The sequence below is a fragment of the Providencia sp. SP181 genome, assembly GCF_050446505.1.
Taxonomy (GTDB): Bacteria; Pseudomonadota; Gammaproteobacteria; order Enterobacterales; family Enterobacteriaceae; genus Providencia; species Providencia vermicola.
The window spans coordinates 82,110-107,329 of the sequence record NZ_JBBPXM010000012.1 but is presented as its reverse complement, the minus strand read 5'-3'; the positions used below and the strand labels follow the sequence as shown (position 1 = coordinate 107,329).

The 25,220-nt window shown below is 43.4% G+C and carries 18 protein-coding genes; 8 read left to right on the top strand and 10 right to left on the bottom strand.

Translation table 11 applies throughout. From position 1 onward, the window contains the following. Positions 1-215 precede the first annotated feature (215 nt). From cpdA to ftsP, 6 genes are all read left to right on the top strand, one after another. Positions 216-1,055 carry a 3',5'-cyclic-AMP phosphodiesterase gene (gene cpdA, locus AABS66_RS17670; RefSeq protein ID WP_272539982.1) on the top strand — a complete coding sequence of 280 codons (840 nt, stop codon included), beginning with the start codon at positions 216-218 and terminating at the stop codon, positions 1,053-1,055. A gap of 6 nt (positions 1,056-1,061) precedes the next feature. Beyond that, positions 1,062-1,643: an esterase YqiA gene (gene yqiA / locus AABS66_RS17665; protein ID WP_206083699.1), complete on the top strand. Its 582-nt coding sequence runs from the start codon at positions 1,062-1,064 to the stop codon at positions 1,641-1,643. Between the two features lie 87 nt (positions 1,644-1,730). Then, positions 1,731-3,626 (top strand): DNA topoisomerase IV subunit B, encoded by a 1,896-nt coding sequence (parE, locus tag AABS66_RS17660; protein WP_206083700.1) that lies wholly within the window; start codon positions 1,731-1,733, stop codon positions 3,624-3,626. Positions 3,627-3,660: 34 nt separating this feature from the next. After that, the gene (gene parC, locus AABS66_RS17655; protein ID WP_430225229.1) at positions 3,661-5,916 is read left to right on the top strand and encodes a DNA topoisomerase IV subunit A; all 2,256 of its coding nucleotides are present in this window, start codon (positions 3,661-3,663) and stop codon (positions 5,914-5,916) included. Between the two features lie 97 nt (positions 5,917-6,013). Further along, complete coding sequence (locus AABS66_RS17650) at positions 6,014-6,754, top strand: 1-acylglycerol-3-phosphate O-acyltransferase (protein WP_272574436.1); 741 nt, start codon at positions 6,014-6,016, stop codon at positions 6,752-6,754. A gap of 351 nt (positions 6,755-7,105) precedes the next feature. Continuing rightward, the gene (gene ftsP / locus AABS66_RS17645; RefSeq protein WP_272539984.1) at positions 7,106-8,524 is read left to right on the top strand and encodes a cell division protein FtsP; all 1,419 of its coding nucleotides are present in this window, start codon (positions 7,106-7,108) and stop codon (positions 8,522-8,524) included. Between the two features lie 66 nt (positions 8,525-8,590). Here the strand turns inward: ftsP and AABS66_RS17640 are convergent, their stop codons facing one another. Continuing rightward, a complete protein-coding gene (locus AABS66_RS17640) occupies positions 8,591-9,205 on the bottom strand; it encodes a LysE family translocator (protein WP_206083704.1) in 615 nt (204 codons plus the stop codon). Between the two features lie 249 nt (positions 9,206-9,454). Between AABS66_RS17640 and folA the strand changes: the two genes are divergently transcribed. Next, the gene (folA, locus tag AABS66_RS17635; RefSeq protein ID WP_206083705.1) at positions 9,455-9,952 is read left to right on the top strand and encodes a type 3 dihydrofolate reductase; all 498 of its coding nucleotides are present in this window, start codon (positions 9,455-9,457) and stop codon (positions 9,950-9,952) included. A gap of 61 nt (positions 9,953-10,013) precedes the next feature. Here the strand turns inward: folA and apaH are convergent, their stop codons facing one another. The 6 genes from apaH to lptD form a co-directional block, all read right to left on the bottom strand. Continuing rightward, positions 10,014-10,844, bottom strand: a complete 831-nt coding sequence (gene apaH, locus AABS66_RS17630) for a bis(5'-nucleosyl)-tetraphosphatase (symmetrical) ApaH (protein ID WP_430225228.1) — start codon at positions 10,842-10,844, stop codon at positions 10,014-10,016. 2 nt (positions 10,845-10,846) lie between these two features. After that, complete coding sequence (gene apaG / locus AABS66_RS17625) at positions 10,847-11,224, bottom strand: Co2+/Mg2+ efflux protein ApaG (RefSeq protein ID WP_047755704.1); 378 nt, start codon at positions 11,222-11,224, stop codon at positions 10,847-10,849. A gap of 18 nt (positions 11,225-11,242) precedes the next feature. Beyond that, complete coding sequence (rsmA, locus tag AABS66_RS17620) at positions 11,243-12,052, bottom strand: 16S rRNA (adenine(1518)-N(6)/adenine(1519)-N(6))-dimethyltransferase RsmA (RefSeq protein WP_206083707.1); 810 nt, start codon at positions 12,050-12,052, stop codon at positions 11,243-11,245. Continuing rightward, a complete protein-coding gene (pdxA, locus tag AABS66_RS17615; protein WP_206083708.1) occupies positions 12,049-13,041 on the bottom strand; it encodes a 4-hydroxythreonine-4-phosphate dehydrogenase PdxA in 993 nt (330 codons plus the stop codon). Before pdxA ends, rsmA begins: the two co-directional genes overlap by 4 nt. Then, positions 13,025-14,377, bottom strand: a complete 1,353-nt coding sequence (gene surA, locus AABS66_RS17610; RefSeq protein ID WP_272516392.1) for a peptidylprolyl isomerase SurA — start codon at positions 14,375-14,377, stop codon at positions 13,025-13,027. The genes pdxA and surA overlap by 17 nt, the downstream gene beginning before the upstream one ends. Before the next feature lie 357 nt (positions 14,378-14,734). Then, positions 14,735-17,101: an LPS assembly protein LptD gene (lptD, locus tag AABS66_RS17605; protein WP_206083807.1), complete on the bottom strand. Its 2,367-nt coding sequence runs from the start codon at positions 17,099-17,101 to the stop codon at positions 14,735-14,737. 181 nt (positions 17,102-17,282) lie between these two features. Between lptD and djlA the strand changes: the two genes are divergently transcribed. Next, on the top strand, positions 17,283-18,098 hold the full coding sequence (djlA, locus tag AABS66_RS17600) for a co-chaperone DjlA (RefSeq protein ID WP_206083710.1): 816 nt from the start codon (positions 17,283-17,285) through the stop codon (positions 18,096-18,098). Positions 18,099-18,642: 544 nt separating this feature from the next. Here the strand turns inward: djlA and rluA are convergent. The 3 genes from rluA to AABS66_RS17585 all read right to left on the bottom strand — a co-directional run bounded on the left by rluA (position 18,643) and on the right by AABS66_RS17585 (position 25,162). Continuing rightward, on the bottom strand, positions 18,643-19,293 hold the full coding sequence (rluA, locus tag AABS66_RS17595; protein ID WP_206083711.1) for a bifunctional tRNA pseudouridine(32) synthase/23S rRNA pseudouridine(746) synthase RluA: 651 nt from the start codon (positions 19,291-19,293) through the stop codon (positions 18,643-18,645). A 228-nt stretch (positions 19,294-19,521) separates the two neighbouring features. Continuing rightward, positions 19,522-22,428: an RNA polymerase-associated protein RapA gene (rapA, locus tag AABS66_RS17590; protein WP_430225227.1), complete on the bottom strand. Its 2,907-nt coding sequence runs from the start codon at positions 22,426-22,428 to the stop codon at positions 19,522-19,524. Between the two features lie 382 nt (positions 22,429-22,810). After that, positions 22,811-25,162 carry a DNA polymerase II gene (locus AABS66_RS17585; protein ID WP_430225226.1) on the bottom strand — a complete coding sequence of 784 codons (2,352 nt, stop codon included), beginning with the start codon at positions 25,160-25,162 and terminating at the stop codon, positions 22,811-22,813. Positions 25,163-25,220: the final 58 nt, after the last annotated feature.

Sequence of the window (25,220 nt, the reverse complement as noted above, 5' to 3'; positions counted from 1 at the left end):
CCCAAGTCACATACTTATGTATGCTCCTTGGGATAGCTCCGATTGCCGCCTTCTTGTAATTTGAATTATTTAGCGTAATTCAGCGTGTTGTTTTAGGGTGTTATGAAAAGAATTCATAAGTTAGATAGGTGAACTGCAAGTGTGTTGAGTTTTTGTATAGTTGTAATGAATAGAATAGATTAGGCATAAACAATATTTATGGAAAAGGAAGACTTTTGGATAGCCAGCTTGAAGTGACTGCAAAGCACTCTAATGTAGTGAGAATTTTACAGGTTACTGATACGCATCTGTTTGCTGATACAGAAAACACCCTTTTAGGTGTAAATACGTATCGAAGCTATCAGGCGGTACTTGATGCTATCGCAGCACAAAATCTCCCAATTGACTTGATCGTTGCGACAGGGGATTTGGTTCAAGACCAATCACCAAAAGCTTATCAACACTTTGCAAAAGGCATCGAACGTATTCCTGCACCTTGTGTTTGGCTCCCTGGAAATCACGATTATCCTCCTGCAATGGTCGAAAGCCTGCGAGTGGCTGGGATTTCGAGTGCGAAGCAAATCTTGATTGGTGACGAGTGGCAAATTCTTATGCTGGACAGCCAATTGCAAGACGTCCCTCACGGAGAGCTTTCTGAGCAGCAGTTGGAATGGATGAAAGTGAGTTTAGATGCGGAACCACAACGCACTACATTAGTGATGCTGCATCATCACCCTCTGCCATCGGGCTGTACATGGCTTGATCAGCACAGTTTAAGAAACTCACATATCTTAGCGGATTATTTAAAAAATTATCCGAACGTGAAAGCGATGCTTTGCGGGCACATTCATCAGGAAATGGATGAAAATTGGCATGGAATTCGTTTATTAGCGACCCCATCGACTTGCGTGCAATTTAAGCCGCACTGTACGAATTTTGCATTAGATACTGTTGCGCCTGGTTGGCGATACCTTGAATTAAGCGTGAACGAAAAAGGGCAAAGGCATATTACGACAACGGTGCATCGCTTAGAGACACGTGAGTTTAGCCCTGATCTAGACTCAGACGGTTATTAATTCACTATGGCCACGTTACTTTACATTCATGGCTTTAATAGCTCGCCTTTATCGGCAAAAGCGACTCACTTAAAACAATGGATTGAGGTCAATTATCCACACATTGATATGATTGTTCCTCAATTACCCAATTTCCCTGCGCAAGCCGAAGCGATGTTGGATGAGATTATTCAACAGCATCGTCATGAGCGCATTGGTTTAGTTGGCTCATCGCTTGGCGGTTATTTTTCGATTTGGTTTTCAGAGCGTTATCACCTTCCCGCAGTGGTAGTCAACCCTGCTGTACGCCCGTTTGACTTGCTGAAAGACTATTTGGGTGTCAATATTAATCCCTATACTCATGAACAATATGTTCTGGAACCAAAACATATTGGCGAGCTAAAATCACTGCATATTGAACAGCTTTCTGCATCTCATCGAATTTGGCTGTTACAACAAATGGGTGACGAAGTACTTGATTATCACGAAGCTGTTACCTATCTTTCAAAGTGTAAACAGACTGTGGAACCTGACGGTAATCATGCCTTTACTGGTTTTGACGCTTACTTTTCTCAAATTGTCCATTTTCTTCAATTAGTAGAGAAATAGTGCTAAAACGCATGAACACTGTTATTATCACCAGTAACTCACTGATTGAATAGTTCAATTAACCACCAATTACCGCAGAATGACAACATGACTCAATCTAGTTATAACGCAGAGGCTATTGAAGTCCTCAGTGGTTTGGAGCCTGTTCGCCGTCGTCCGGGGATGTATACCGATACCTCGCGGCCGAACCATTTGGCTCAAGAAGTAATTGATAATAGTGTCGACGAAGCGCTTGCTGGGCACGCGGGGCACATTGAAGTTATTTTATACGCAGATCAATCCCTTGAAGTGATTGATGACGGGCGCGGAATGCCAGTCGACATTCACCCAGAAATGAAAGTCTCCGCAGTTGAATTGATTTTAGGTCAGTTGCACGCAGGAGGAAAATTCTCTAATAAAAACTACCAATTTTCAGGTGGTTTGCATGGTGTGGGTATTTCCGTCGTCAATGCGTTATCAAAACGTATTGAAGTGACTGTGCGCCGTGATAGCCAAGTTTACCAAATCGCCTTTGAAAATGGTGATAAAGTCGAAGATTTGCATGTAATTGGTACTTGTGGGAAGCGTAATACAGGTACCAGCGTGCATTTTTGGCCTGATGGAAGCTATTTTGATAGCCCGAAATTTTCAGTTTCTCGTCTAACTCATAACTTAAAAGCCAAAGCGGTTTTATGCCCTGGCGTGAAAATCACGTTTAAGGATCAGCTCAATAATACAGAGCAAAGCTGGTGCTACAGTGATGGGTTAACGGATTATTTGATGGAATCCGTTGATGGCTTAGAAACCTTGCCAGAAAAACCCTTTACTGGCGAGTTTTCCAGTGAAACGGAAGCGGCGCAATGGGCACTATTATGGCTACCAGAAGGTGGTGAGCTACTCACTGAAAGCTACGTGAACTTGATTCCAACAGCACAAGGCGGTACTCACGTAAATGGGTTGCGCCAAGGCTTGCTTGATGCGATGCGTGAATTCTGTGAATTCCGTAATATCCTGCCTCGTGGTATAAAATTATCTGCGGATGATATCTGGGAGCGCTGTACTTATGTGCTTTCAGTTAAGATGCAAGACCCTCAATTTGCGGGGCAAACCAAAGAGCGTTTGTCTTCACGCCAATGTGCTGCTTTTGTTTCTGGGGTGGTCAAAGACGCCTTTAGTCTGTGGTTAAACCAAAATGTGCAAATTGCCGAGCAACTTGCAGAAATGGCGATTTCAAGCGCTCAACGTCGGATGCGTGCTGCGAAAAAAGTGGTGCGTAAAAAGCTGACAAGCGGCCCTGCATTACCAGGTAAGCTGGCGGATTGTAGCTCGCAAGATTTAAGTATGACAGAGTTGTTCCTTGTTGAGGGGGATTCGGCAGGGGGCTCAGCGAAGCAAGCCCGTGATCGTGAATATCAAGCGATTATGCCACTTCGCGGTAAGATACTGAATACATGGGAAGTCTCTTCTGATGAAGTACTAGCTTCACAGGAAGTTCATGATATTTCGGTGGCGATTGGTATCGACCCTGACAGTGAAGATTTAAGCCAGCTACGCTATGGCAAAGTGTGTATCCTTGCGGATGCGGACTCGGATGGTTTGCATATCGCCACATTATTGTGTGCGTTATTTGTACGCCATTTCCCAACGTTAGTGAAAGCGGGGCATGTGTATATGGCAATGCCGCCGTTGTATCGTATCGATTTAGGCAAAGAAACCTTTTACGCATTAGACGAAAGCGAAAAAAATGCGGTTCTCGACAGGTTAAGCCGTAAACGTGGGAAACCAAACGTTCAGCGCTTTAAAGGGCTGGGGGAAATGAACCCACTGCAATTGCGTGAAACCACGTTGGATCCCAATACTCGTCGCCTTGTTCAGTTGATCATCGATGATGAAAACTACCAAGAAACCCTTGCAGTGATGGACATGCTTTTGGCGAAAAAACGTTCAGAAGATCGCCGTAATTGGCTGCAAGAAAAAGGCGATATGGCTGAAATTGATGTCTAACATCCTGCGATAAAAAGAGTAAGGAACGAATTGAATGAGTGAAATTACTCATGATGGTGTGGAGCGTTTACCGCTTCATGCTTTTACTGAAAGTGCCTACCTAAACTATTCGATGTACGTCATTATGGATAGGGCGTTGCCATTTATTGGTGATGGGTTAAAACCTGTTCAGCGTCGTATTGTGTATGCGATGTCGGAACTTGGCCTCAGTAATAGTGCAAAATACAAAAAATCGGCGAGAACCGTCGGTGATGTGTTAGGTAAATATCACCCACATGGTGATAGTGCGTGTTATGAAGCAATGGTGTTGATGGCGCAGCCGTTTTCTTATCGCTATCCATTAGTGGATGGGCAAGGAAACTGGGGGGCTCCAGATGATCCAAAATCATTCGCCGCGATGCGTTATACGGAATCACGTTTATCTAAATACGCAGAAGTATTACTTAGCGAGTTAGGTCACGGTACTGTTGACTGGGTACCCAACTTTGACGGCACGATGAACGAGCCGAAAATGTTGCCTGCACGTTTACCCAATATTTTGTTAAATGGGACAACGGGTATTGCGGTCGGGATGGCAACGGATATTCCACCACACAATGCCCGTGAAGTGGCGGAAGCTTTGGTCGCCTTACTGGAAAAACCGACCCTGAATCTTGATGAGATCATGGGGTATATACCAGGCCCAGATTTCCCAACAGAAGCCGAAATTATCTCTTCCCGTGAAGATATTCGTAAAATCTATCAAAACGGCCGTGGCTCAGTACGCATGCGTGCAGTGTGGGAAAAAGAAGATGGCAATGCGGTCATTACAGCATTACCTCATCAGGTTTCGGGAGCCAAAGTTCTTGAGCAAATCGCTAGCCAAATGCGTGCGAAGAAATTGCCGATGGTGGAAGATTTACGTGATGAATCTGATCATGAAAATCCAACTCGTTTAGTGATTGTTCCACGCAGTAATCGGGTTGACCTTGAACAAGTGATGACCCACTTATTTGCGACAACGGATTTAGAAAGAAGCTACCGCGTTAACCTCAACATGATTGGTTTAGATAACCGCCCTGCGGTGAAAGGCTTGGTTGAGATACTAACGGAGTGGATTACTTATCGTCGTCAAACTGTACGTAACCGCTTGAACCATCGTTTAGACAAAGTCTTAAGACGCCTACATATTTTAGACGGTTTATTAATTGCTTATCTAAACATTGATGAAGTTATTGAAATCATTCGTACTGAAGATGAGCCCAAACCTGTGTTGATGTCTCGCTTTAATATTTCGGACACACAAGCAGAGGCTATCTTAGAGCTAAAATTACGTCATTTAGCCAAACTGGAAGAGATGAAAATCCGTGGTGAACAAGACGAATTAGCGAAAGAGCGTGATGAGTTACAAGCGATTTTAGGTTCAGAGCGTCGTTTGAATACGTTAATTAGAAAAGAAATTCAGGCTGATGCGAAAGCTTATGGTGATGACCGTCGCTCTCCACTCCAAGAGCGTGAAGAAGCGAAAGCGATGAGCGAACATGAAATCCTGCCATCAGAGCCGATTACAGTTGTGCTGTCTGATATGGGTTGGGTGCGCAGTGCGAAAGGCCATGATATTGAGCCAACCAACCTGAACTATAAAGCGGGTGATGGTTTTAAAGGTGCTGCCCGCGGTAAATCAAACCAAGCTGCAGTATTCCTTGATACCACTGGGCGTAGCTATTCGGTTGATCCTCTGGAATTGCCATCTGCGCGTAGCCAAGGTGAGCCTCTTACGGGTAAATTAACGTTGCCACCAGGCGCAACGATTGAGCACGTCTTAATGGCGCCAGAAGAGCAAAAATACTTGATGGCATCAGATGCGGGTTATGGATTTATTTGCACATTTAATGATTTAGTGACAAAAAACAAATCCGGTAAGGCACTGATTTCATTACCTGAAAATGCCAAAGTATTGGCACCGATTGAGCTAAATAACGAGCAAGAAGACTTGTTATTGGCAATCACGAAAGCAGGGCGTATGTTAATATTCCCTGTGGCAGATTTGCCTCAGCTTTCAAAAGGTAAAGGGAATAAAATTATCAATATTGCAGGTGCTCAAGCGGCATCTGGGGATGATTTATTGACTTGGTTGATGATTTTACCTGTTGGTGCTTCAATGACGCTGCATTTTGGTAAACGAAAACTGAAATTTAAAGCCGAAGATCTACAGAAATACCGTTCGGAGCGTGGCCGTAAAGGGACATCCTTGCCTCGTGGAATGCACAATATCGAGCGTATCGATATCGAACCTGTAGATAAGGTATAACAATAAGTTTGATGGGTGCCCTATCAAGGCATTGTATTTGGCACCGAAGGTTAAAATTCATCGCGGGGCGCTGAGGCTCCGCTAATTTGGGGTTAGTATGTTAGCGCTTATTAGAGCGATTATTGTTATTATCTACACCATCCTCGTTTGTGTGGGCGGTGGCATTTATTGCTTATTCAGCCCACGTAACCCAAAACACGTGATGACATTCGGTCATATGTTTGGGCGCTTATCCGTTGTTTTTGGTATAAAAGTTATCAACCGCGTGCCTAAAAAGGCGAAAGACTATGGTCCAAGTATTTATATTGGTAACCACCAAAACAACTACGATATGGTCACGATGTCGAATGGTGTGTTGCCTAGAACAGTCACAGTTGGTAAAAAGAGCTTGGTGTTCATCCCTTTCTTTGGTTTTTTATATTGGATCACGGGGAATATTTTGATTGATCGTGCGAATCGTTCGAAAGCGCATAACACAATCTCTCAAGTGGCAAACCAAATCAAAAAACGTAAGATTTCAGTGTGGATGTTCCCCGAAGGAACACGCAGCCGTGGCCGCGGTTTACTCCCATTCAAAACGGGGGCTTTCCATGCCGCTATAGCAGCGGGAGTGCCGATTGTTCCCGTGTGTGTATCTAGTACACAGGGCAAAATTAAGCTAAATCGCTGGAACAATGGCAATGTTATTATTGAGATGCTAGAGCCTATCGATACCTCAGCCTATAGCCGTGATCAAGTTAGGGAGTTATCGGAGTATTGTCATTCATTGATGGAAGCTAAAATCAAAGAGCTTGATTTAGAAGTGGAAGAAATGAATAAGCAAGCTAAAAAACCGTAATAAATTAATTGGATGATATAAAAAGGGCGATGGAAATCATTGCCCTTAGTTTTATCTGTGTATGCCAACTAACATCAAGTCAATAACCATTTCTTTGCCATATATTCATCCCTAATTAATAAACCACACAATTTATAATTCTATTAATTAAATTTTTATATATTAGAAAGATATTTTTAGAATTTAATCTTTTTTCGCGATATCATGGCTCACAAAATTAGCGAAGTAACAAATTGTTGTCTCTAAGTCGTATTATTACTAGCGCCAATCTAAAATTAGCCAATTCATAGGCTGAAAATCTCGAATATTAAAAAATAAAATGCGCTGGAATGTTTGTTTAGCGGAGAATTTATGTCATTCAATCGATGCCAAACCCTAGTAGCGGTAGGGGTGGCTCTGTGTGTGTTTTATGCGCCAATTAATGCGAGTGCCGAAGGTGAAACGGCATTGCCTGTTCCTCCACTGTTAGAATCTCGGTCTGGACAGCCGCTTTTTTTAACACTACAAAAAGTCCATTGGTCTTTTGATGGAAAATATTCTGCGGATGTATGGGGGATAAATGGTTCTTCCCCAGGCCCGACGGTGAAAGTCAAAAATGGCGATGATATCAAGTTAATATACAGCAATCGTTTACCCGAAGCGGTTTCAATGACCGTCAGTGGGCTGCAGATACCTGGCACACAAATTGGTGGTGCAGCAAGGTTAATCTCCCCTAATGCGGATTGGTCTCCAGTGATCCCAATTCGCCAAAATGCGGCGACGCTTTGGTACCATGCAAATACGCAAGGAAAAATGGGGCAGCAAATCCATAATGGGTTGTTGGGTATGTGGATTATCGAAGATGATGTTACAAAAAACCTTCGTTTACCTAACCATTATGGCGTAGATGATTTTCCAGTGATCATTCAAGACAAACGATTGGATAACTTTGGTGTTCCTGAATATAAAGCCAATGAAAATGGTTTCCTCGGGGATACATTATTAGTCAATGGTGTACAAAACCCCTATATTGAAGTATCTCGCGGCTGGGTACGCTTAAGGTTATTAAATGCATCAAATTCACGTAATTATGTAATGAAAATCAGTGATGGTCGCCCATTTGCGATGATTGCCTCGGATCAAGGGTTATTAACGGTTCCAGTGAATGTTCAAGAGTTACCTCTTGCACCAGGTGAAAGGCGTGAAGTATTAATTGATATGGCTAAAACGCAGGAACTGAGTATTACTGCTGGCGAATCTGCTACGTTTATGGATAGATTAAAAGGATTGTTTGAGCCTTCGAATAGCTTAATTTCGACGAATGTGTTGACCATTAAAGCGACAGGTTTGATGTCATTGGTAACCGATGGTTTGCCAACGCAATTGACGGAAGATAAGACGCAAGTTACCTCCAGTATTACACAAAGAGACATTCACCTTAATGATGGTTTTGGTATTAATAATGCAGCCATTGATACCCGTCGTGTGGATATTACCAGCCGCCAAGGAAATTGGGAGCGTTGGATTGTCACCACAAATGAACCTCAAGCATTTCATATTGAGGGGGTACGCTTTAAAATTATTAATCGGAATGGGCAACCTACGCCACCTGAAGATTACGGTTGGAAAGATACCGTTTGGGTGAATGGCCGTACTGAATTATTAGTACAAATGATGCAACCATCCTACAACCATTTTCCATTTTTATTTTATAGCCAAAACTTGGAAAAAGCGGATCTAGGCTCAGTTGGTCAGATGGTAGTTGCACCACAAGAAGCGATGCAATACTAATTATTAATAGGCAAAACAAAAAGCAGGTACTGTATTCAGAACCTGCTTTTTTATGTATTAAGCTAACTAGCTCAGTGCAACACGAATTCCGAAGGCAATTAAAATCACGCCAAGTACTCTATCGACATATTTTTGCACTTTCGCCAACCCTTTTCTGACGGGAGCACTTTGGATAAGAAATACCAGAATGGGCCAGTAAATAACGGCTAATCCCCAGATAATAAAAGCAAACCACAGTTTTTCACCAAACGTTGAATTGATATCCAACACTTGGGTAAATACGGCAAGAAAGAATAGCGTCGCTTTTGGGTTCAATACATTACACAGAAACCCCTGCATAAATGCTTTTTTAAATGAAACAATTTCGTGTTTAGTGGTACTCAAATCGGCCAAATTGCTAGACTGAGGCAATAAGCTTTTAACGCCTATCCATACCAAATAAGCAGCACCTGCATATTTTAAAATATTAAATAGCCATGGTGTGGTGGTAATTAATACCGCAAGTCCAGCAACGCAATAAGACATATGTAAAGCAATGGCTGCAATCACACCAAAGGCGGTCATGAGTGCTGCAGAGCGTTGGTAACGGGCGGCATTTTTGACAATAAGAAAGAAGTCGGGCCCTGGTGAGAGCATCCCTAATGCGGCGATTGTCGCCACCATAATGCTGGTTTCGTACATGATACATATCTCTTTGTTTAGCCCTGTTTTGGTCTTTTTTGGCGCTTAACAATTATCTACTGAATGTCTGGCTCTTCAGAGAGGAAAACAGGCTCTTTTTTGATTTTTAATGTTATTTTTAGTCTTAATTTTAGCAATTCGAGTATAAGTGATTCAAAGCTGTTTAAGGAAGTTTAAATTTAGTCGACGAAGCAAATCTCTTTACGTATAGTGTGCTCAATTTTTATATTTTGCTTCTAAGGTGAGTAAATGAATATTAGCTTAATCGCAGCAATGGCGATCGATCAGGTTATCGGCATGGAAAAAGCGATGCCTTGGAATTTGCCTGGGGATCTCGCGTGGTTCAAACGAAATACGTTAAATAAACCTGTGATTATGGGGCGTGTGACCTATGAATCTATTGGGCGTCCTTTACCGCAGCGAGTCAACATCGTACTGAGCAGCCATCCAGCAGGTGCGGACAATACGGTTATTTGGGTTACTTCTATTGAAGAGGCACTTGCCGCCGCGCAAGCGATAGAGGGTGTTGAAGAAGTAATGGTGATTGGTGGTGGTAAGGTTTACCAACAATTTCTACCATTAGCCAATAAACTTTATTTGACGCATGTTGATGCTGAAGTGATTGGCGATACACATTTCCCTGCATATGAACCCGATGGGTGGGATTCTATCTTTACGGAATATCACGAAGCGGATGAAAATAATACTCACGGGTATTGCTTCGAAATTCTGACGAAAAGAGATTGATTTTTAATCGATTACAAATACAAAAATGGCGCTTAATGGCGCCATTTTGCATTTTATTCAATTAAGATTCTTTGCGACTCTTTTGGTAAGACTTTTGGTGATGGTATTGCTTAGTTTCCCAGTGGAGCAGCGTTAAATCCCCCCCCCAGCAACAACCTGTATCCATTGCATATACGTTATCTGGTGTGCATTTCCCTTCCAATGACGCCCAATGACCAAAAAATACCGAAAAGTCTTCAGGAAGTTGGCTAGGCAAATCGAACCAAGGTTTTAAAGGCGCAGGGGCTTTTTTCGGATTTTCTTTGCAGATCATATCTAACTGGCCGTTAGGGAAACAGTAGCGTAAGCGCGTCAGTGCATTAGTGCTAAAGCGTAATCGCGCGAGCCCCATCAAGCTATCAGACCAATTATTTGGCATGTCACCATACATTGAGTCAATGAATAAAGGGTAAGCATCACTAGAGAGAACAGCTTCCACTTCCCTTGCACACATTTTGGCTGTTTCAATGTCCCATTGTGGTGTTATCCCTGCATGGGTCATCACCATTTTCCGCTCTTCATCGATTTGCAGCAATGGTTGGCGGCGTAACCAGTTGATTAGTTCATCCAAATCAGGTGCATGCAATAATTCATCAAGATGATCTTTAGGCTTATTGCGGCTAATTTTGCAATAGATCCCAAGTAAATGGAGATCGTGATTGCCTAAGACTAAACGAGCAGAATCACCTAGACTTTTGACATAACGTAAAACTTGCAGCGACTCTGCACCTCGAGCGACTAAGTCACCTGTTAACCATAGTGTGTCTCGTTGCGGGTCAAAATTGACACTGTCCATCAATTCACGTAATTCACGATAGCAGCCGTGAATATCACCTACTATATATGTCGACATAATTAATTAATCAGTGTTGGAATTGCCAGACGAAAAGCAGGGATATCCACATGAAAATTATCCCCTTGCGTGCTAATCATCACGTAATAGCCCTCCATCGTACCCATTGGCGTTTCAAGAACCGCACCACTGGTATAACGATACTCAGTTCCAGGCTGAATAATTGGCTGTTCACCAACAACCCCTTCACCTTGAACTTCTGTTTTATGGCCATCGCTGTTAGTAATGAGCCAATAGCGGCTCATTAATTGGATAGGATCACGCCCTAAATTGCGAATGCAAATCGTATAAGCAAACACATATCTGGCAATATCGGGCTGAGATTGGCTCTCTATATAGACACTCTGAACTTGGATGCTTACATTCGGTTCATTAAGCATAGTGCCTCCTTCAACATTCTATTCTGATCGGTTAGAAAGATAGTTTGCCATTTTGCAGTACTGTTCAACAGAAATATTTTCGGCACGGGTGCTTAAGTCGATGCCTAATTCAGTTAATTCTTCAGCGCTAAATAAATCACCAAGGCTGTTACGGATGGTTTTTCGGCGTTGATTAAAGGCCTGCGTGGTGATCCGGCTTAAGAACTTAATATCTTTAACAGGATATGGATTCTCACGGTGTGGGATCAAGCGGACAATGGCTGAATCTACTTTTGGAGCGGGAGTAAACGCTGTTGGTGGCACTTCAAGTACAGGTACGACGTGACAATAATATTGAGCCATTACACTCAAGCGACCAAAGGCTTTACTGCCAGGGCCTGCCACCAGACGGTTTACCACTTCTTTTTGCAGCATGAAATTCATGTCAGCTATGGAGTTGGTGAATGTGAATAGGTGAAACATTAATGGTGTTGAAATATTGTAAGGTAGGTTACCAAACACACGCAGTGGCTGACCTGCTTGTTTCGCCAATTCACCAAAATCAACGGTCATGGCATCTTGCTGAATGATCGTTAATTTATCTTTGAGTTGCGGATGGACGTGTAAACGCGCCGCGAGGTCACGGTCAAGTTCGACTACCGTCATTTTTTCAATGCGGCTACCGACTGGCTCAGTGAGTGCGCCTAAACCGGGGCCGATTTCAACGATGGATTGACCTGGCAGAGGGTTCATCGCATCAACGATGCTGTCGATAATAAACTGGTCAGTTAAAAAGTTCTGCCCGAAACGTTTGCGGGCAAAGTGCCCCTGATGGACTCGATTATTCATGTATTCTTAGATGTCATTTGGATAGCTAATGTCAATGCGGTGATAAAACTTCCCGCATCTGCATGACCCGTACCTGCGAGCTCAAGGGCTGTGCCATGGTCGACGGAGGTGCGGATAAATGGTAGGCCGAGGGTAATATTTACCGCTCTACCAAAACCTTGGTATTTTAGCACAGGAAGACCTTGATCGTGATACATTGCTAAAACTGCATCAGCGTGGTCTAAATATTTGGCTTGGAAAAGTGTATCCGCTGGCAGTGGCCCAACTAAATGGATGCCTTGTGCTCGTAAACTTTCCAATGCAGGTTCAATGGTATCAATCTCTTCTGTACCCATGTGACCGCCTTCTCCTGCATGAGGATTCAGCCCACAGACATAGATAACCGGTTTTTCAATGCCAAACTTAGTTTGCAAGTCATGATGTAAAATGGTGATGACTTCATGGAGGCTTTGTTGTGTAATCGCGGCTGAAACGTCTTTTAGCGGGAGATGTGTGGTTGCAAGGGCAACGCGTAATTCTTCTGTTGCCAGCATCATAACTACACGATCACAGCCACTACGATCGGCAAAAAACTCGGTGTGCCCACTAAAAGAAACACCAGCATCGTTAATAATGCCTTTATGCACAGGCCCCGTCACAATGGCGGAAAATTCACCTGTTAAGCAACCATCACAGGCTCTAGCAAGTGTTTCAACCACATAGTTGCCATTGTTGACATTAAGCTCTCCTGCTTTCACCGAGGCATTTAATGGCACAGAAACGATAGATAGATGGCCTGCAGTGTGTGCTTTAGGTACGTCATTTGGCTCGTATTTACCCAACGTGAGCGGCAAACTTAATGTTTTAGCGCGCTCAAGTAATAAGTTGGGATCTGCGCAAGCAACAAGCTCAACAGGCCATGCCTGTTGAGCGAGCTGGATAAGCAAGTCAGGGCCAATCCCTGCAGGTTCACCAGGGGTAATCACAATCGGCTTAGTTAGATTTTTCATCTTGAGCTTGGTTATCGCGACCATCAACAATTTTCACATAAGCGGAAGCACGTTGTTCTTGCATCCAGCTTTGCGCTTCTTCGTTAAATTTACGGTTGAACAGTAAACGGTAAGCTTGGTCTTTTTGCGCAGCGTCTGTTTTATCTACACTGCGTGTGTCTTCTAACTGAATTAAGTGCCAGCCAAAACTTGACGGAACAGGTTGGCTTAATTCGCCTTTATTCAGTTTCATCAATGCATCGCGGAATGCTGGGTCGTAAATATCAGGCATATTCCAGCCAAGTTCACCCCCTTTTAATGCACTGCCTGGGTCTTCTGAGTTTTCTTTCGCTGCATCTTCAAATGACACGGCACCAGAACGGATGTCTTGGGCAATTTTATTCAGTTTTTGTCTTGCTTGTGCATCATCCATAATTGGAGATGATTTAATCAAGATATGGCGTGCTTTTACCTCAGTGACAGAGATAGGTTGGCTACCACCACTGACATCATTCACGCGTAAAATGTGGTAACCGACACCTGAACGGATTGGTCCTGCGATATCCCCTTTTTTCGCATTCTTTAGCTGTTCAGCAAATACGACAGGAAGCTCTTGCAGACGCGACCAACCCATATTTCCGCCTTTGAGTGCTTGAGGGTCGGCAGAGTAAGCAATGGCTAATTTACCGAAGTCACCGCCTTTTTTCAGGTCAGCTAAAATTTTGTCCACTAACGCTTCCGCGGTTTTTAACTGTTCTGGTGTTGGATTCTCTGGTAGTGGAATTAAAATGTGGCTCAGATTTACGCCCATTTCATAGTTAGCTTGTGAACTCATCTGCTCAGCAAGGGAGTCAACTTCTTGTGGCAAAATGGTTACGCGACGGCGAACTTCGTTATTACGAACTTCTGCAATCAGCATTTCTTTGCGAATTTCACTGCGGTACTGGTTCATGTTGATGCCATCAGCGGTTAAACGCTGTTGCATTTGTTCCAGTGTTAATCCATTTTGACGGGCAATATCGGCGATGGTTGCGGTAACTGCTTCATCAGGGATATTGATCTGCATTTGGCTCGCCATTTGCAGCATGATGTTATCCATCACCAAACGATCAAGGATTTGATGGCGCAGAGTTTGATCATCAGGGATCTGCTGACGTGCGTTTTGTGCATTCAGCTTAACGGTGTTGATCATATTCTGGATGTCACTTTCTAGCACAACTCCGTTATTGACAACCGCAGCCACTTTATCCATTTGCTGTGGCGCAGCCAACGTAGCAGAGCTTGCGAACATCAGTCCCAGAATAAGCGTTCTCCAATTCTTCATAATGGTCCTATAATATTGACTTTGATTCCGCAAAATGCGGGCTAATACGTTGTTTTACTCGTCATACTTCGAGTTGCAGTGTTGTTGACTGCACTCACTCGCGCAAGTCACATACTAATGTATGCTCCTAGCGACTCATTCACTTGTCGCCTAACTGCACCTCGAATTATTTAGAGTAAATACATCTCAAATTATTTAGAGTAAATACATCTCAAATTATTCAGAGTAAATACAGTCATACTTCGAGTTGCAGTGTTGTTGACTGCACTCACTCGCGCAAGTCACATACTAATGTATGCTCCTAGCGACTCATTCACTTGCCACCTAACTGCGACTCGAATTATTCAGAGTAAGTCACATGTTATTCAGAATAAACGATGTTATTTGTCATCAGAAAGCACGTTGGTAAGGCATGATGCCCGCCTCTAACATTTTCTGACTACCTAAACTATGATTGTTATTTAGGCCTCTAAGTTCCACATTGACTGACCATTTATTGTCATATTCGCTGCTGAACTTCTCTTTTTGCCAACCGACAATCTTGCGTTCATAACCAAGGTTGACTGCCCAACAGCAAGTATTGTATTGCAATCCAACCAATTGGCTTGCAGATTGCTGTTGTTTTGTATCGTAATAATAGGAACCGACAAAGCCCCATTGTTCACTTAACGGCCAACTTACAACTGTACCGACTTGAGAGATACCGCGTTGATATTCTGGTAATTCCTGATTTTTACCGATTTTATCTAAATCACGGAAAGTGGCTTGAATATAATCACGGTCAACAAAACGGTAGTTCAATTGAACTAAACGGTCGGCATCTAAACGGTATTCTGCAACGGCATTACCCATTGTGACGTTACCAAGGCGGCGGTCGTATTGTAACCCACCACGAATGCCCCAGTTTTCATCAATGCGCCACATAGAATCTGTCGCCCACAGTAAAGAACCCGTGTTGCTCTTATCATCAATAGGGCGGTTTGAGTTCCCTGCACGTGGGCGTTCAAAGTAATAGATTTGCCCAACAGAGAAATTAAAACGTTCTGCGAGTGCATCATCATAGACACGCGTGGTTAAACCCGTAGTAAATTGATTTGCAGAAGCGATACGGTCAAGGCCACTGTAAATACGTTCACGGAATAAACCACTGTAATCCGATTGCAATAAAGATGAGTCAAAGTTATTGATATTGTCCTGATCTTTATACGGAATATACAGATATTGAACACGAGGCTCTAATGTTTGTACATAATCGCTGCCTTGGAAAAGGTCGCGCTCGAAAACGACTTTCGCATCACTCTTAAACATTGGGAGCACGCGGCTAACGTTTTTCTCTAAGCTAGTATCCGTATTTGATGTTGGAATATCTTGGTCATAATGGGTGGCATACAGTTTGATGCTGTTATTCATGTTTGCCCAGCCATTAGATAATGGCAGGTTCACTTCTGGCTCAATGTGTAAACGCGTTGCATCAGGGTTATTTTTGCCCACGCTGGTAAAGCGAGCGGCTTGTGCATAGGTGTGCACATCAAAAGCACCTAAATTATTTTTATAATAATTGAAGTCAACTTGAGGCTCTGCTTTATAAGCGCGTTTGTTCGGGTTATCTGCAAAGATTTGGAATTGTTTGTGAGTTACCTTTGCATTCCAGTTGGTATCTGAATAGCCTGCGCTGAATTTTTGCGTAGCGTAACCATCAGTTGTACTACCATATTGAGAGCTGAAATCGGTAAAGTATTGTGGATCGCTGACTTTGGTGTAATCAGATGCAAAATTCCAGTGCCCCGCGTAGGTGCCTGAATGACGCCAATAGAATAACCAGCGGTCATCGCTATCACGAGCAGCACGCTTTTCACGGTCTTTATCTTTGATATAAGCACGGTCACGATTGATATAATCAAAGGCAACAGTCCCTGTACCTGGTGTAATGAGATAACGGAATTCGTTGTTTAACTTCACACCTCTATGAGTCATAAACTGAGGCGTGATGGTCGCATCATAGTTAGGGGCAATATTCCAATAATACGGTAAAGAAAATTCTAAGCCATCATTATTCGAGTAGCTGCCTGTTGGGATCAAGAAACCAGAGCGGCGTTTATTACCAATCGGTAATTGCATGTATGGGCTGTAGAAAATCGGTACATCCCCGACTTTAAAGCGCGCATGCCAAATCTCAGCCACTTCCTCTTCGCGGTCGATAATGACTTCAGAGCCCGCAACGCTCCAGCTATTATTGCCAGGTAAACACGTGGTGAATGTCCCGTTTTCCATGATGGAATAACGGTTTTCGCCACGCATTTTCATTTTCGTCGCATCACCACGGCCTTGGCGACCGACCATCATGTAGTTACCGTCGTTTACGTCGGTATTTTTATTATCTAAATTTGACCAAGCAGAAGGGCCTTTTAAGATAATTTGAGGGTCATCATAGTGAACGTTGCCCGTGGCAGTAACTTCACGAACGGGTGGTTGCCCCGCAGTTTCAGTCTGCGTTAATTTAACTTTATCAGCCGTCAGTGTTTGGTTCCCTTGTTGGATATCGACATTGCCGTCATATTCAACAAAATTAGGGTATTCACCACGAACATCTTCAGCCGTAATATTAATAGGCAGGTTGTTAGGGTCGCCTTTTACAATCGGTTTTGTATAAACAGGGACACCCAGCATACACTGCTGCGCAAGGTCAGCATGCGCTTGCTGACTGTAAATAGCCGCCCATACAAGGGTGGCAACTAGTGTTGGATAGCTTTTTTTCATCATTAAATATGCGGTTCCGTCATCATTGGCACAGCCAGCAAACGCTCAAAGACTAACTTAGCCAACCACTTTGCGCCAGTATAATGTAAGAAACTTTACGCGCGGGTAGTTATGCATAGAGCAGAATGAATAGTATGATAATGCAAAATTGCATTTTGAGCATTGAAGAATTGAGGGATATATGCACTATTGGGGTAAAATTATTGGCGTAATACTCGCAATCGTCTCTGGATTAGGCTTTTGGGGGGCGTTAGCGGGGTTAATTATTGGCCACGGCTTTGATAAAGCATCAATACAACGTAAATTTGCCGGGTCGATGAATAAACGTGATCGCCAAATTATTTTCTTTGCGAGCACCTTCCAGATTTTAGGGCATTTAACCAAGTCCAAAGGCCGTGTAACCGAGACGGACATTCAGCTCGCATCAAATTTGATGGATAGAATGCAGCTGCACGGAGAAACTAGAAAAGCCGCTCAACAAGCCTTTCGTGAAGGGAAGTCGCCTAACTTTCCATTACGTGATGTTTTAAAACAATTACGCATGGCGTGCTATGGTCGTTTCGACCTCATTCAGATGTTTCTGGAAATTCAATTACAGGCTGCTTTTGCCGATGGTTCCCTCCATCCAAACGAAAGGAAAGTGCTGTTTATCATCGCAGAAGAGCTGGGTATATCAAAAGTTCAGTTCGAGCAATTCTTAGATATGATTCAAAGTGGTCGTCAATTTGGCCAAGGATACTCCCAGCAGCAATCAGGGGGGTATTATCAGCAATCTAATGGCCCAACCTTAGAAGATGCTTGTAAAGTCCTTGGTGTGTCTCCTAACGACGAACCGACAAAAATTAAACGTGCTTACCGTAAGTTAATGAGTGAACACCATCCAGATAAACTGGTGGCGAAAGGTTTACCACCAGAAATGATGGAGATTGCGAAGCAGAAAGCGCAATCAATCCAAGCGGCTTATGACTTAGTCAAGAAAGAGCTCGGCTTCAAATAAATTTCCCCGTCATATTTCGCACTACCACTTTGTTGTCTTCATTCACGAACCCTAGTCACGTAGTTATCTACGCTCCTAGGGATTCGCTCAATCGACGCCGTGTGGTAGCACGAACTATTTAGGGGAAATCAGGGGAATAATTGAAAACAAAAAATTCACTCATCCAAATAAAATGAGAACTTGCTCTAGCAGGCAATGTACATTTTTCTGCATGTAGCGCTCGTTGTATCACGAACCCTAGTCACATACTTTTGTATGCTCCTAGGAATTTGCTCTCTTGCCATCTAGCTGCAACACGAACTATTTAGGGGAAATCAGGGGAATAATTGAAAACAAAAAATTCACTCATCCAAATAAAATGAGAATTTGCTCTAGCAGGCAATGTGCATTTTTCTGCATGTAGCGCTCGTTGTATCACGAACCCTAGTCACATACTTTTGTATGCTCCTAGGGATTTGCTCTCTTGCCATCTAGCTGCAACACGAACTATTTAGGGGATGGTAGGGGGAGGGAAAATTAATCAAACGATCAAATAAATCTAGCGTTAAAAATCCGGTGGGCAGGTAAAATGCATTGGCGTGCCATATTCAGGATGGGTGATATATAACTCCTGAGCATGTAACTGTAAGCGTGGAGCTAAGGCTTTTGCTTCATCGTGAGCATAGAAACGGTCGCCTAATATTGGGTGGCCTAAAGCTAACATATGGACTCTCAGTTGGTGAGAACGTCCCGTAATGGGTGAAAGCTTCACGCGAGTAGCTTGTTCTTCGCGCGCCAATACTTGGTACTCCGTTTGTGCCGACTTACCTGTTTCAAAGCACACCTTTTGCTTAGGGCGGTTTGGCCAATCACAAATTAGCGGTAAATCAATCAAGCCTTCTTCTTTTTCTAAATGTCCCCAGACACGAGCAATATAGAATTTCTTGGGCTCACGTTCCCTAAATTGGCGCTTTAGCTCACGCTCAGCCTTTTTGTGTAATGCCACAACCATGACGCCACTGGTCGCCATATCTAAGCGATGTACGGATTCAGCGGCAGGAAAATCACGTTGAATACGGCTCATAATGCTATCGTGGTGCTCAGGTGCTTTTCCAGGTACAGAAAGTAGTTCGCTTGGCTTATTCACCGCAATAATATGGTCATCTTGGTATAGGACATGCAGCCAAGGTTCAAGTGGTGGATTGTAAGGTATCATTCAATTACCCGTTATACTTCAAGTTGTAGGGGTGTTGGTGTCGCTCAGCTACTCGGGGCATATGCTCCCCGAGATATCTTTGCTTGCCGCCTACCTACAACTCGAATTATTTAGGGTAATCCTATTGTTATTACGTAAAAACACGACGTAATGATTTAGCTCACTCGAGTTGTAGATTTTAAATTCACAATCGAACCATAACGTGTTCTATGGTTCGATTGTTATAGCTTACTGATGCGTCACGACAACTAAGCGGATGGCATCGAGGCGCCATGTGGCTTGGTCGATATTGGTGATCAGTTGCTGGCGTTCTTCTTCAATAATATCCAGCTCTTCATCACGGATATTTGGGTTGACCGCTTTTAGCGCTTCTAAACGAGAAAGTTCTAAGGTTAACGCTTTATCAGCGGCATCTTTTGCGCTCTCAATCAGTAATTTCGCTTCTTTTTCCACCATCGGTTCAGACAAACGCAGGACTGAGTGCACTTCGTTTTGCACTGCATTCACCAGTTTGCTCGCCATATGACGGTTAATGGCATTTAATTGGCGGTTAAAACTTTCAAATTCCACTTGAGAAGATAAGTTATTGCCTTTTAAATCAATTAACAAACGTACTGGTGTGGCGGGTAAGAAACGACTGATTTGTAGGTTTTTTGGCGCTTGTGCTTCGACCACGTAAATTAATTCAGTCAATAACGTACCGACAGGTAATGCTTTATTTTTCAGTAAAGAAACTGCGCAGCTGCCAGTATCACTCGATAACACTAAATCTAATCCATTACGGATGATTGGGTGTTCCCAGCTGATAAATTGTGTATCTTCACGGGAAAGGGCTTGTTCCCTATCAAATGTGATGGTGCAACCATCTTGTGGAAGACCTGGGAAATCAGGGACTAGCATATGGTCGGATGGTGTTAAGATGATTAAGTTATCGCTCTTATCTTCCTGATTAATACCAACAATATCAAACAAGTTTAGTGCGAAGTTAACCAGCTCAGTGTCGTTATCGCCTTCACCAATCTCTTCTGCTAGCTGGTTGCCTGCGTCTCCGCCGTTTGAATGCATCTCCAGCAAACGGTCACGGCCTTGTTCTAATTGCAGTTTTAAGCTGTCGTGTTCATCGCGGCATGTTTTGATGAACTCATCAAACCCTTCGGTGACAGTTGGTTCAGCCATAAATTGCAGCAGTGGTTGGTAGTATTTATCGTAAATGGCGCGACCTGTCGGGCAGGTGTGCTCAAAAGCATCTAAGCCTTCGTGGTACCAGCGGATTAGCACTGCTTGTGCGGTATTTTCTAAGAAAGGCACATGAATGCTGATGTCTCGACTTTGACCAATACGGTCTAAACGACCAATACGCTGCTCTAGCAAATCAGGGTTAAATGGTAGATCGAACATCACTAATTGGTTAGCAAACTGGAAGTTACGGCCTTCTGAACCAATTTCAGAGCACAGTAATACCTGAGCCCCTTCTTCTTGGGAAGCAAAGTAGGCTGCAGCGCGGTCGCGCTCCAACAGTGATAGCCCTTCATGGAAGACGGCGGCACGAATTGCTTCACGTTCACGTAATACTTGTTCTAATTGCAGTGCAGTTGCCGCTTTTGCGCAGATAACCAGGACTTTCTCATTGCGATTCGCGGTTAAAAAGCCCATCAACCATTCAACGCGTGGATCGAAGTTCCACCATGTCGCATTTTCCCCTTCAAACTCTTGGTAAATTTGCTCAGGGTATAGCATCTCTTTCGCGCGGGTTTCCGTGTCTTTTTTGGTGCCCATAATACCTGCGACTTTAATTGCAGTCTGGTATTGGGTCGGTAATGGCATTTTTAACGAATGTAGCTCACGACGAGGGAAGCCTTTAACACCATTACGGGTATTTCTGAATAACAGACGGCTCGTGCCATGCCTGTCCATTAACATGTTAATCAGTTCTTGGCGTGCTGCAGTGGCATCTTCCGTTTCAAGATTAGCGGCTTTCAGTAATGGCTCAATATCTTGCTCTTTGATCAAATCATTGAGTAAGTTTTGTTGATCATTAGTCAGTTTATCGCCAGATAACAATAATGAAACGGCATCAGCAACAGGGCGGTAGTTCTCCTGCTCTGCAACAAATTCCGCATATTCATGGAAACGACTTGGGTCGAGAAGGCGCAAACGAGCAAAGTGACTTTCTTGGCCAAGTTGTTCAGGTGTTGCGGTTAACAGAAGGACTGATGAAATATTTTCTGCTAATGTTTCAATGACTTGGTATTCACGACTTGGCGCTGCTTCACTCCATTGTAAATGGTGGGCTTCATCGACAACCATCATGTCCCAGCCCGCTTCAACTAGTTGGTCGAAACGCTGCTTATTGCGACGGACAAAATCCAGTGAACACAGGACTAATTGCTCGGTTTCAAATGGGTTATCGCTATCGTGTTGTGCTTCGCTATAACGGCTATCATCAAACAGCGAGAAACGCAGGTTAAAACGGCGGAGCATTTCCACTAGCCATTGGTGCTGTAAGCTATCTGGAACAATGATAAGGACGCGCTCAGCACGGCCTGCAATGAGTTGCTGGTGGATGATCATCCCAGCTTCAATAGTTTTTCCTAAACCGACTTCATCTGCGAGTAAAACACGTGGGTGATGGCGTTTGCCAACTTCGTTGGCAATGTGTAATTGGTGTGGAATTAAACTGGCGCGTATGCCACGTAGGCCTGTGGCTTGATGTTTAACCTGTTCGCTTTGAAATTTACGCGCGCGAAAGCGCAGTGCAAAGCGATCCATTCGGTCAATCTGTCCTGCAAATAAACGGTCTTGTGGTTTATTAAAGGTCAATTTACTATCGAGAAACACTTCTCTGAGGCTTACATCAGTTTCTTGCGTGTCTAAACGCGTACCAATGTAAGTTAATAATCCTTTATCTTCTTCAATGCTTTCAACTTGAAGTTGCCAGCCATCGTGGCTGGTGATGGTATCACCTTCATTAAACATCACCCGGGTAATGGGCGCATCACTGCGTGAGTATAGGCGGTTTTCACCACTTGCAGGGAAAAGTAACGTTACCATGCGGGTATCAATAGCCACAACGGCGCCTAATCCAAGTTCGCTTTCTGTATCGCTGATCCAGCGTTGACCAAGAGTAAATGGCATAGATTTAACTTAATTCCATAAATTTGTGAGTTATTCTTAGATTTTTTAAGACAATTTTTATCAGAGTCTTCGCCCAGTGTTGGTGCAACTCATTATCTGTTGCACAAGGAAGAATTCGATTTTTGTAAAAACAGTCATTACCTGATGATTAATTATACACATTAATAAATTCAAATTGCAGTGGCTCCCATCATTGCTTGTTCTTCTTAGCGAAAATCGCGTTAAAGATAAGGTAAGAAATGCTGATTGAATTATAACGAGTATTGCTGATTATCGCGCATTATTTGTGCAGTCTAGCTGTGCGGATATCAAAGGGGCGTTATATTAATTCAACCGAGGCTTATCGTCACCTGTTAAAAAAGCATCAGTGGAATAATAAATTTTAAAACAACAGGGTGATTTGGCCTGTTAATAGGGTATCAAAGTCATCCTGTAGAAAAGGTAAAATTGCATCGGCTATTGGCTTGATTTGCTTGGAAATATAGTGTTCATAATCTGGCCTTGCTGTCACGATTTCGAGGGGTTCAGGCCCAGCCTGTGTGATGATATAGCTTATCCAGCCCCCATTTTGGTACTGTAATGGGCGTTGCAATTTTACATTATAGTCATCTGCGGCACGTGCAGCGCGGACATGAGGTGGAACATTACGTTGATAATCAGTGAGTTTTCGACGCAAGCGCTTACGATAGATTAAGCGGTCGTCAAATTTACCCTCACGAATATTTTGGATATATTCACGAATATATTCACGATACGCTTGCCGATGAAAAATTCGGGTGTAGAGCTCTTTTTGAAAAATTTGTGCTAGCGGAGTCCAATCTGAACGGATCGTTTCTAGCCCTTTGAATATCATTTTATCTTGGCTTAAACCCGCATAACGTTTTTTACTGCCCATTTCCGCACCACGCACGGTTGGCATGAGAAAACGGCGGTAATGCGTTTCGTACTCAAGTTCAAGAACGCCTTCGAGCTGCCATTCATCTTTTAAGTGCTGTTTCCACCAAGTATTAACGTAATCACGCAGTGCATAGCCAATTTTTTGCGCTTGTTCCTCGCTGTGTTGATCGCGTAGCCAGACGAATGTGGAGTCCGTGTCCCCATAAATGACTTGGTAACCTTGGGATTCAATCAATCGCTTAGTTGTACGCATGATTTCATGGCCGCGCATCGTAATCGAAGCGGTTAATCGCGGGTCAAAAAAACGGCAACCTTCTGCGCCAAGCACTCCTGCAAAGGCATTCATAATGATTTTTAAGGCTTGAGAAAGTGGTGCGTTATGTTCTTTCTTGGCTTTATCGCGCTCTTGCCAAATATGGCTAACAATATCAGGTAAACAATGGGTTGTACGCGAAAACCATGCTTGGCGAAAACCTTGAACAGAATGTTGTGGGTCAGGGTGAGCAAGCCCTTCAATCATGCCCGCAGGGTCAATTAAAAAGGTGCGAATAATTGAGGGGTATAGGCTTTTGTAGTCTAGCACTAACACGGAGTCATACAACCCTGGTTGTGAGTCCATTACAAATCCCCCTGGATTTAACTGCATTTTGTGCTCAGTCAAATTTGGCGCAACGAAGCCAAGGCGATGTAAGCGTGGAATATAAAGATGGGAGAATGCAGCAACAGAACCCCCCATTTTATCTGGCACTAAACCTGTAACGGATGAACGCTCTTGCAAGAAAGCCATTAGGTCGGTTTTTTCGAAAATGCGGTGGACTAGAATACAGTCTTGAATGTTGTAGTGCGCTAAAGAGGGTTTATCGTGAGCAAAGCGACGGTTGATTTCGTCCATCCGATCGTAGGGGGTATCAATCGCTTTACCTTCCCCTAAAAGTTCTTGTGCGACGAATTCCAAACTAAATGAAGCAAAATGCCATGTCGCATTTTTAAGTGCATCGATGCCGTCGATAATTAGCCGCCCTTGAGCTGAGGCGAAGAAAACACCTTGTTTGAAGCCATGTTCCCGCCACTCAAGTTTTGTTCCTTGCCGGCCAAATAACAACGGAATGCCGTAGCGTTCTGCGTGTTTTTGCAAAACCTGTAAGTCGAACTGGATTAAATTCCAACCGATTATGGCATCAGGGTCATATTGTTGTAGCCACTCATTGAGTTTATCAAGCAATTGAGGTCGGCTATTTACATACACAAGGCGGTGATCTGAATTTAATGCAGGGCCTTGCTCAGGGCCTAGCATAAACACCACATTATCATCACAGCCAGATAGCCCGATGGAATACAGCTCGCCATGTTGACTGGTTTCGATATCAAGAGAAACGGCTTTAATGTTCGGGCGATAACCTTCACAAGGTTTGAGCTGGTATTCACCACGGGAATTACGGGAAAACCACACAGGCGCTGTAATGAAACGCTCCATTAAATAGCGTTCACAAGGGCGAATATCCGTTTCAAATAGCTCAACACCTAATTCTTTACAGCTTTTTTCGATATTTTGTAATTGGCGATATTGCTGACAATAGATGGCGTAGACTTTTTCCCTTTTAAAGTCAGAGAGTTCGAGTAATCGGTAGCTGACATTTAGTTGCTCATCTAAAAGATGCTGAACAATCGGCAGTTTTGAGGCGGATAAAAAGCCAATTGCTTTTTGATTAGGAATGGTCACTTTTTGTGGGTGTGTGTCTGTAAGAAGCCAATACGTGACCTCGACGCCGTGGCGGGTGTCTTTCCAGTGCCGGCTCAAGATAAAGCCTTGTTGTGCAGGGGTCATTGGTTGGAGCATTGGGCAACTCGGTTTGCTAGTATCCCCAATAATATACGACAATAGTGTGAATTTATAC